Below are 1,774 nucleotides of genomic sequence, written 5' to 3' on the forward strand. Positions count from 1 at the left end.
ATTTCGATATTGAGTTCAAGAACTTTAACTCCGCCACCTCCTACAGTGGCCCGGCGGCGATCCGTTTACTGCGCGCCAGCTGCGGGCAGACTTCGCACACTAATCTGTATCAACCGGCAAATAACGACTGCTATCTGTTTGATAACCTTTCGAAACTGGGCTTTACCCAGCACCTGATGATGGGGCATAACGGCCAGTTCGGCGGTTTTTTGAAAGAAGTTCGCGAAAATGGCGGCATGCAGACTGAATTGATGGATCAAACAAATCTGCCGGTTATTTTGCTGGGCTTTGATGGTTCGCCGGTTTATGACGATACCGCCGTGCTTAACCGCTGGCTGGACGTTACCGAAAAAGATAAAAACAGCCGTAGTGCCACGTTCTACAACACGCTTCCACTGCATGACGGCAACCATTATCCGGGGGTCAGCAAAACAGCGGATTACAAAGCGCGGGCGCAGAAATTCTTTGATGAACTGGACGCCTTCTTTACTGAACTGGAGAAATCGGGTCGTAAAGTGATGGTGGTCGTGGTGCCGGAACACGGCGGCGCGCTGAAGGGCGACAGAATGCAGGTATCTGGCCTACGTGATATCCCTAGCCCGTCTATCACCGACGTCCCCGTTGGGGTGAAATTCTTCGGCATGAAGGCACCGCATCAGGGGGCACCGATTGTCATCGAACAACCGAGCAGCTTCCTGGCTATCTCCGATCTGGTGGTTCGCGTTCTTGATGGCAAGATTTTCACCGAAGACAATGTTGACTGGAAAAAACTCACCAGTGGGTTGCCACAAACAGCACCGGTCTCCGAGAACTCAAATGCAGTAGTTATTCAATACCAGGATAAACCGTACGTTCGCCTGAACGGCGGCGACTGGGTGCCTTACCCGCAGTAAGAACGAAAAAGGCCGCAGAGTTTCCCCCCTGCGGCCTGGTCCGGGCGCAAATTGCCATTACGGCAGCCTGACGCCCACATGACACGCTACTTCCGCTTGTTCAGCCAGTTCACGATCATACTGGCAAGAATGCCAGCAATGACCGGAGCCGCTAAATCATGCCAGAAGGCCATGCCCAGCTCTGCGAACGTCATATAGCCGCCTGTGTTGTAATGACAACGTTTCGCGGCTATTCTTGAGTGGTCTAGAGTCAAGATTAGCCCCCGTGGTGTTGTCAGGTGCATACCTGCAACGTGCGGGGGTTTTCTCTCTCCAGCAACCAATGCCACCAGGGATAAAGCCCCCGCAACATTGCGCCTCACCGGATAATTCCGGCTTGGTGTGGATACTACGTCTCAATTCATCTTCACTTCATCCCTGAAATGTTTGCAATGAAGAGTGCATTCCGGTTTTTCAACAGCTGTTGCAGTGGTTTCGTGCAGGTTGTGGTACAGGCTCGCAATTCTGATTAACGAGCTGTCCAGGTAGTATGAAGAAATACAATAAGCAGGAATTTATCTTATCTCCCCCGATTTCCGTCATCGGAGGAGATATAACTGTCAGGCAAATATCGTCATCAAATAGGCGGCAAACAGTGCCAGATGCGCTGCGCCATTGAGCACGTTAGTACGTCCGGTGGAGAAGGAGATATGGCACAGCACTAAAGAGGCCACCATCACCACCATTTCTGGCGCACCAAGTGCAAACTGTAATTCGTTACCCGTCATAAAGGCAATTAGCGTGACGACAGGTACGGTAAGCGAAATGGTTGCTAACACTGAACCAAAGAACAGATTCATCGCGCGCTGAACCTGGTTGTTCAACACTGCTTTTAATGCACC

At 51.4% G+C, this 1,774-nt stretch carries 2 protein-coding genes and 1 pseudogene; 1 reads left to right on the plus strand and 2 read right to left on the minus strand.

The genetic code is table 11. The features are described 5' to 3' along the window. A partial coding sequence (gene bcsG, locus R7Z41_RS23685; protein ID WP_318141610.1) for a cellulose biosynthesis protein BcsG occupies positions 1-893 on the plus strand: 893 nt, incomplete at its 5' end. Between the two features lie 86 nt (positions 894-979). On the opposite strand, the gene ldrD is transcribed toward bcsG, so the two are convergent. Next, on the minus strand, positions 980-1,087 hold the full coding sequence (ldrD, locus tag R7Z41_RS23690; RefSeq protein ID WP_000141634.1) for a type I toxin-antitoxin system toxic polypeptide LdrD: 108 nt from the start codon (positions 1,085-1,087) through the stop codon (positions 980-982). 405 nt (positions 1,088-1,492) lie between these two features. Continuing rightward, positions 1,493-1,774 (minus strand): annotated as a pseudogene (locus R7Z41_RS23695) (sodium-potassium/proton antiporter ChaA); the annotation flags it as partial.

Origin of the sequence: Vibrio sp. 1457 (assembly GCF_033340195.1) — a bacterium.
GTDB classification, from domain to species: Bacteria; Pseudomonadota; Gammaproteobacteria; order Enterobacterales; family Vibrionaceae; genus Vibrio; species Vibrio alginolyticus.